The following is an 8,936-nucleotide window of genomic DNA, read 5'->3' on the forward strand; positions in this document are numbered from 1 at the left end:
GCACCCAACGCACCCGTACCACCCGTGACCAGCACCGTCCCCCGCGGACGCCAACCAGCCCCCTCACCACCACCAGCACGCACCCGCACCAACCGGCGCCCGAACACACCCGACGCCCGCACCGCCACCTGATCCTCGACACCCACACCCGCCAGCACAGCCACGAGTCGGCCTGCCGTGCGGCGGTCGATCGTGCCGGGCAGGTCGATCAGGCCGCCCCAGCGGTCGGGGGCCTCCAGTGCCGCCACACGGCCCAGACCCCACACCGCCCCTTGCCGAACGTCGACGGCTCCGTCCGAACGCCCGACGGAGACGGCGCCCCGGGTCAGGACCCACAGCGGGGCGGTCACCTCCGCGTCGCCCAGGGCCTGCACCAGCGTCAACGAGGCCGCCACAGCGACCGGCACACCGTCCCCGGACACCTCGTCCGACAGGGCCAGCAACGACACCACACCCGCGACCGGGGCCGTGTCCTTCAGCCGCTCGGCGAGCCTCGCACGGTCCATGGTGGCCTCGTAGGCGAACCGCTCCACCTCGGCACCACGGGCTGCCAGGGCGTCGAGCACCGCCTGGTTCCAGGTGTCCTCGGCGTGCCCGGCCGGCTCGATCACAAGCCAACGCCCGGACAGGGTCGGGGAAGCGGAGACGCCGGCCAGCGGCCGCCACTCGACGCGGTACCGGTAGCGGTCCACCTCGGCCTGTTCCTGACTCTGCCGCCGCCAGGAGGTCAGAGCCGGCAGCACCGCCCCCACGACCTCCCGCTCCAACTCCAGCGTCCCCGCCAGGGCTTCGAGGTCCTCGCGCTCCACCGCCTCCCAGAAGCGCGCGTCGATCTCACCCCCGGTACCCGTGACCGGCTCCGGACGCACGACCTCCGGCCAGTACCGCCGGTGCTGGAACGCATACGTCGGCAGCTCCACCGGCCGCGCGGCGGGGAACAGGGCCGACCAGTCCACCTCCGCGCCACGGGTGAAGGCGGCGGCCACGGCGGCGATCACGGATCCGGTCTCCGCCCGGCCCTTGCGCAGCGCCGGGACGAACAGCCGTGCCTCCTCGGCAACACAGTCCCGGGCAAGTGTGGTGAGGGTGCCGTCGGGGCCGAGTTCGAGGTGCCTGGTGACGGTCTGCTCGGTGAGAGCGGCCACGGCGTCGGCGAAGCGGACGGTACGGCGGACGTGCTCCACCCAGTAGTCCGGCGCCGTCAGCTCGTCGGTGACGGCCTCGCCGGTCACGGTGGAGACGATGGGCAGCTTCGGACGGTCGTAGGAGAGCTCTTCCACGATCGTCCGGAACTCGTCGAGCATGGGTTCCATCAGTGGGGAGTGGAAGGCATGGCTCACCCGCAGCGTGGTGACCTTGCGGTCCTGGGCACGGAAGCGGTCCGCGATGTCCTCCACCGCCCGCGCCGCACCCGAGACCACCACCGCCCGGGGACCGTTGACCGCCGCGATGCCCACCTCGTCACCCAGCAGGGGCAGCACCTCGTCCTCGGTGGCCTGGAGCGCGACCATCGCCCCGCCCTCCGGCAGGGCCTGCATCAACCGGCCGCGGGCCACCACCAGACGGCACGCGTCCGCCAGCGACCACACCCCCGCCACATACGCCGCAGCGATCTCACCGATCGAATGCCCCGCCAGCACGTCCGGGCGCACACCCCACGACTCCAGCAACCGGAACAGGGCGACTTCCAGCGCGAACAACGCCGGCTGCGCGAACTCCGTACGGTTCAGCAGGTCCGCGTCCTCACCGAACACCACCTCACGCAGCGGCAGTCCGAGTTCGGTGTCGACATGGGCGCACACGGCGTCGAAGGTGTCCGCGAAGACCGGGAACTCCTCGTACAACTCACGTCCCATACCAAGGCGTTGTGAGCCCTGCCCGGCGAACAGGAAGGCCGTACGGCCGCCTTCCCCAACCTCACCGATGACCGCACCGGCGGCCGGCTCACCCGCCGCCACCGCCTCGAGACCGCCCAGCAGCTCCGCACGGTCCGCACCCAGCACCACGGCCCGGTGCTCGAACACCGACCGCGACCGCACCAGAGAACCACCGACACGGGCCGCGTCCAGCGTCTCGTCATCGGCCACGAACCCGGCAAGCCGACCGGCCTGCTCCCGCAACGCCCCCCGGCTGCGCGCCGACACCACCCACGGAACGACCGACGACACCACCGGCACATCGGTGCCGGCATCGGCGGAGACCTCCTCAGCGGCCGACTGCTCCAGGATGACGTGCGCGTTCGTGCCCGAGACACCGAACGCCGACACACCCGCCCGTCGTACGTGCCCCGCCTCGGGCCACTCCTGTTCCTGAGTGAGCAGCTCGACCGAGCCGGTCGACCAGTCCACGTGTGCGGACGGCTCATCCACATGCAACGTCCGCGGCAGCACACCGTGCCGCATCGCCAACACCATCTTGATCACACCCGCGACACCCGCCGCGGCCTGTGTATGACCGATGTTCGACTTCACCGACCCCAACCACAACGGCCGTTCACGGTCCTGGCCGTAGGTGGCGAGCAGGGCCTGCGCCTCGATCGGGTCACCCAGCGCCGTCCCCGTGCCGTGCGCCTCCACCGCGTCCACATCCGACGGGCTGAGACCACCGGCCGCCAACGCCGCCCTGATCACCCGCTGCTGCGACGGACCGTTCGGCGCCGTCAGACCGTTCGACGCACCGTCCTGGTTGACCGCACTCCCCCGCACCACCGCCAGCACCCGATGACCATGGCGCCGCGCGTCCGACAACCGCTCCACCACCACGACACCGACACCCTCACCCCACCCCGTACCGTCCGCACCCTCCGCGAACGCCTTGCACCGGCCGTCCACCGCAAGCCCCCGCTGCCGCGAGAACTCCACGAACGCACCCGGCGTCGACATCACCGTCACACCACCGGCCAACGCCAGATCACACTCACCCGACCGCAGCGCCTGCACCGCCAGATGCAACGCCACCAGCGACGACGAACACGCCGTGTCCACCGTCACCGCCGGACCCTCCAAACCCAGCACGTACGACACCCGGCCCGACAACACCGACGCCGCGTTACCCGTGCCCACATGCCCCTCGAAGTCCTCACCCGAAGACAGCAGCAGACCCGTGTAATCCTGACCGTTCGTCCCCGCGAACACCCCCGTCCGGCTGCCCCGCAACCCACCCGGAGCGATCCCCGCCCGCTCCAACGCCTCCCACGACGTCTCCAGCAACAACCGCTGCTGCGGATCCGTCGCCAACGCCTCCCGCGGACTCATCCCGAAGAACCCCGCGTCGAAACCACCCACACCCTCAAGGAACGCACCCACGTCGACCAGCGTGGTTCCGGGGCGCTCACCCTCCGGGTCGTACAGCGCGTCGAGGTCCCAGCCGCGGTCGGCCGGGAACGGGCCCACGGCATCGCCGCCCTCGGACAGCAGCCGCCACAGACCCTCCGGGTCCCGCACCCCACCCGGGAACCGGCACGCCATCCCGACGATCACCACCGGATCGTCACCGACGGCGACACCCGCGGCAGCCGGCACGACCGGCTCCGCCCCGGTCGTGTCCCCGAGCAGCCGCTCCCGCAGGTGCCGCGCGAGCGCCATCGGAGTCGGACAGTCGAACACAACCGTGGCGGCAAGGCCGGTGACACCCGTGAGGGCACTGAGGCCGTTGCGGAGTTCTACCGCGATGAGGGAGTCCACGCCCAGGTCACGGAAGGCACGCTCGGCCGGTACGGCGGACGCGCCCGCGTAGCCCAGGACGGCGGCGGCACAGGACTGCACCGTCTCCAGCAGGACACGGTCCTGTGCGGCGGGGGTGAGCCCGGTCAGCCGGCCCAGCAGTCCGGCGCGGTCGTCGAGCGCGCCGCGCCCGGCCCCCGAGGCGCCGGCTTCCAGGGCGGCGCGCGCCTCAGGCAGTGAGGTGATCAGCGGGTTCGGGCGCGCCAGGGTGAGGGCGGGTGCGAAGTCCGCCCAGTCCAGGTCGGCGACGACAACGGCGGGGCTGTCGGAGGCCACGGCGCGAGCGAGGATGTTCGTGGCCGTCTCGGCGTCCAGGGGGAGGACACCGCCACGGCGCATCCGCGAGGCGGAGCGGGTCTCGTCGGCCATGCCGCCGTCTGCCCACGGCCCCCAGGCGACCGAGGTGGCGGGCAGGCCCGCAGCCCGGCGCCGCCCGGCCAGTGTGTCGAGAAACGCGTTCGCCGCGGCGTAGTTGCCCTGGCCCGCCGCTCCGATGCTTCCCGCGAAGGAGGAGAAGAGGACGAAGGCGTCCAGGTCGCGGTCGCGGGTGAGTTCGTCCAGATTGAGCGCGCCCAGCGCCTTCGACCGCAACACCGACGCGAACCGCTCCGGCGTCAACGCATCGATCACACCGTCGTCCAGCACACCCGCGGTATGCACCACCGCATCCACCGGATACAACCCCAGCAAAGCCTCCACCGAAGCACGGTCGGAGACATCACACGCCTCCACACTCACCCGCACCCCGCAGGCCACCAATTCCTCACGCAACGCCTCCGCACCCGGCGCCCCAAGCCCACGACGGCTCACCAGCACCACATGCTCGGCACCCTCCGACACCGCCCACCGCGCCACCCGCGCACCCAGCGCACCCGTACCACCCGTGACCAGCACCGTCCCCCGCGGACGCCAGCCCACCTCACCGCCACCAGCACGCACCCGCTCCAACCGGCGACCCAGCACACCGGACGGCCTCACCGCCACCTGGTCCTCGATGCCGTCACCGAGCAGCACACCCATGAGACGGTTCACGGCACGCCGGTCCAACACCTCCGGCAGATCGACCAGACCACCCCACCGCTCCGGATACTCCAGCGCCGCCACCCGGCCCAGACCCCACACCGCACCCTGCACCGGATCGGCCGGACCGTCCGAGCGCCCCACCGACACACCACCACGCGTCAGCACCCACAACCGGCCACCCACACCCGCATCACCCGACGCCTGCAGCACGACGGCCACCGTGCCGCACGCCTCCGCCGCATCCGCGAGGGCTCCGGCGTCGAGAACGATCCCGGAGATGTCGTGGCCGGCGACTTCCTCCAACCGCGCGGTGAGAGAGACGCGTTCGGGCGTGGTGGGGAGTTCGACCACCTGGGGGACGGCGCCGCGCGCGGCGAGTTCCGCCGTGAGGACGTCGGTGCGGGTGTCCTGGCCGGTGCCCTCGGGCAGGAGTACGAGCCAGCGGCCGGAGAGCACGGTGGCGGACGACGGCTCCAGCGGCTTCCAGTGGGCCCGGTAGAGCCACTGGTCCGCCCGGGAACGTTCCAGGCGACGGCGCCGCCAGGAGGACAGGGCCGGTACGAGGCCGGTCAGGGACTCCTCGGTGAGCCCCAGCGACTCGGCCAGGGAACCGAGGTCACCCTGCTCGACGGCGTTCCAGAACTCCGTCTCGGCGGCACCACCGGTTCGCTGCTCGCCGTCCACGCCACCGCGTGCGGCCGGGCGGCCCTGGTCCGTCAGCCAGTAGCGCTGGTGCTGGAAGGCGTACGTCGGCAGGTCCACCCGGCGCCCGCCGGGCAGGACGGCCTCCCAGGCCACCGGGGCGCCGTGGGCGTGCAGGCGGGCGAGCGCCGTGACCGTGCTGACGGACCCGTCCCGGTCCTTGCGCAGGAGGGGCGTGAGCAGGGCGCCGTCACCGCCGCCGGTTTCTCCGGCGGCGACCGCCTCCGGGCAGTCCTGGGCCAGTGCGGTGAGAGTGCCGTCGGGACCGAGTTCGAGGTAACGCGTCGTGCCGCGTGCCGCGAGCGCGCGCACGGCGTCGGCGAAGCGGACCGCCTCGCGCACGTGCCGCACCCAGTGGTCCGGGGAGCACAGGTCCTCGGGGGTGGCGGCGGTGCCCGTGAGGGTGGAGACGATGGGTGTCCGCGGCTGCTCGTACGACAGGCTTTCGGCGACCTCACGGAAGGCGGCGAGCATGGGTTCCATCAGCGGGGAGTGGAAGGCATGGCTCACCCGCAGCGCGGTGACCTTGCGGTCCTGGCCGCGGAAGTGGTCCGCGATCTCCTCGACGGCGTGGGCCTCGCCCGAGATCACGGTGGCCCGGGGACCGTTGACCGCGGCGATACCCACCTCGTCACCCAGCAGGGGCAGCACCTCGTCCTCGGTGGCCTGGAGCGCGACCATGGCACCGCCCTCCGGCAGGGCCTGCATCAACCGGCCCCGCGCCACCACCAGACGGCACGCGTCCGCCAGCGACCACACCCCCGCCACATACGCCGCAGCGATCTCACCGATGGAGTGACCGGCCAGCACGTCCGGACGGACACCCCACGACTCCAGCAACCGGAACAGGGCCACCTCCAGCGCGAACAGCGCCGGCTGCGCGAACTCCGTACGGTTCAGCAGGTCCGCGTCCTCACCGAACACGATCTCCCGCAGATCGAAGGGCAGTTCCGCGTCCACCGCGTCGAAGGCCTCGGCGAAGACCGGGTGCTCGTCGTAGAGCTCACGGCCCATGCCGAGCCGCTGGGCGCCCTGGCCCGCGAAGAGGAAGGCCGTGCGACCGTCGGGCTGGGCGGTGCCGGTGACGATGCCGTCGGAGCGGTCGCCTCGGGCGAACTTGGTGAGTGCGCCGACGAGTTCGTCGTGGTCGGTGCCGATGACGGCCGCGCGGTACTGGAGTGCCGATCGGTGCGTGGCGAGCGACCGGGCGAGGTCGAGAGGTGCGGCACCGGGGTGTTCCCTCAGGTGCGCGAGGAGGCGAGTGGCCTGGGCGGGCAGCGCTTCGGGGGTTCGGGCGGACAGGAGCCAGGGCAGTGCCCGGGGGGCCGGGTTCGCCATCGCCGGGGTGGCGGCGGAAGCGGTGTCGTCGGTGGCGGTCGCGGGCGTGTCGTCGGGGGCTTCCTCCGCGGGTGCCTCCTCGAGGATGGCGTGGGCGTTGGTACCGCTCACGCCGAAGGCGGACACGGCGGCGCGGCGCGGCCGGCCCTCCTCGCCCGGCCACTGCTGTTCCCGGGTGAGCAGTTCGACCGAGCCGGCCGACCAGTCCACGTGCGAGGACGGCTCGTCCACGTGCAACGTGCGCGGCAGCAGACCATGGTTGATGGCCAGCACCATCTTGATGACGCCGGCGACACCCGCCGCGGCCTGCGTGTGGCCGATGTTCGACTTCACCGACCCCAACCACAGCGGCCGTTCACGGTCCTGGCCGTAGGTGGCGAGCAACGCCTGCGCCTCGATCGGGTCACCCAGCGTCGTACCGGTGCCGTGCGCCTCCACCGCGTCCACGTCAGCCGGCTTCAGTCCCGCACCGGCCAGCGCCTGCCGGATCACCCGCTGCTGCGACGGACCGTTCGGCGCCGTCAGACCGTTCGACGCACCGTCCTGGTTGACCGCACTCCCCCGCACCACCGCCAGCACCCGATGACCATGGCGCCGCGCGTCCGACAGCCGCTCCACCAGCAGCATGCCCACACCCTCGGACCAGCCCGTGCCGTCCGCGCCGTCCGCGAACGCCTTGCACCGGCCGTCCACCGCAAGCCCCCGCTGCCGCGAGAACTCCACGAACACACCCGGCGTCGACATCACCGTCACACCACCGGCCAACGCCAGATCACACTCACCACCCCGCAGCGCCTGCACCGCCAGATGCAACGCCACCAGGGAGGAGGAACAGGCGGTGTCCACCGTCACCGCAGGCCCCTCCAGGCCGAGCACGTACGAGACGCGGCCGGATACGACGGAGGTCGAGTTGCCGGTCAGCAGGTGGCCCCGTACGTCATCGGGGATGTCTGCGAGCCCGGCGCCGTACTCCTGGTTGCTGCATCCGACGAAGACTCCGGCGCGGGCGCCCCGCGCCGACTCGGGGTCGATGCCGGCGTGCTCGAACACCTCCCAGGACGCCTCCAGGAGCAACCGCTGCTGGGGGTCCATCGCGACGGCCTCACGCGGCGAGATCCCGAAGAACGCCGGGTCGAAGTCGCCGGCGTCGTGGACGAAGCCGCCCTCACGGGTGTAGCTGCCGTCCACGCGCCGGGCCTCCGGGTCGTAGAGCGCCTCGGCGTCCCAGCCGCGGTCCGTGGGCCATGCGGAGATGGCGTCGGTGCCGTCGGCCAGGAGCTGCCAGTAGTCCTCGGGGGACCGCACCCCGCCGGGGAACCGGCAGCTCATCCCGACGATGGCGATCGGCTCGTCCTCGCGGGCCTCCAGCTCCTGGAGCCGCCGACGCGTCTCGGCCAGGTCGGCGGTGACCCACTTGAGGTAGTCCCGGAGCTTGTCTTCATTCGCCATTGGAACGTGCCCCATACGTCGTAGCGGTAGGAACGATCAGGCCTGCGGTGACGCGGGCGCTCAGGACCGGCCGAGTTCCCGGTTGATGAAGTCGAAGATCTCGTCGTCCGAGGCCGCCTCGAGGTGCTGGGTGACGGAGGCCTTGGGCTCGCCCTCGCCCTGATCACCCAGCTCGGTCAGCATGCTGCGCAGGCGTGCCTTCGCGAGAGTCCTGACGCTGTTATCTGGGGAAAGCCTTGAAATCGTGGCGGCCAGCCGGTCCAGCTCGGCCGCGAGGACGGTCTCCGGCTCGGCCTCCTCTGCGCCGAACAGTTCGGTGTCGAGGAACGCCGCGAGATGGCGAGGCGTCGGATAGTCGAAGACGAGGGTGCTGGGCAGTTTCAGGCCCGTCTCGGCGGCGAGGCGGTTGCGCAGTTCGACGGCGGTGAGGGAGTCGACGCCCAGTTCCCGGAAGGCCTGGCCCGATCCCACCTCGGCGGTGTCGCCGTGGCCCAGCACGTCGGCCGCCCGCCTACGGACCAGGTCGAGCAGTGCCTGACCTCGCTCGTCCGCCGGCTGACCGGCCAGCTTCTGCCGCAGCCCGGAGTCCCGTTCGTCCTCCTGCCGGCCGGTGGTGGTGTCGCCGGGGGTGGTGTGTGTTTCGGGGAGGCCGGTCAGCAGCGCGCTGGGACGCACACTCGTGTACGCGGGAGCGAACCGCTC

2 protein-coding genes are annotated in these 8,936 nt (G+C 72.0%); both read right to left on the minus strand.

The genetic code is table 11. From position 1 onward, the window contains the following. A partial coding sequence (locus AC067N_RS38775) for a type I polyketide synthase (RefSeq protein ID WP_478683661.1) occupies positions 1–8,234 on the minus strand: 8,234 nt, incomplete at its 3' end. A gap of 60 nt (positions 8,235–8,294) precedes the next feature. After that, positions 8,295–8,936 (minus strand): acyl carrier protein (locus tag AC067N_RS38780; protein WP_478683662.1); only part of this gene is annotated, 642 nt, incomplete at its 5' end.

The organism is Streptomyces sp. NPDC042364 (assembly GCF_056437585.1).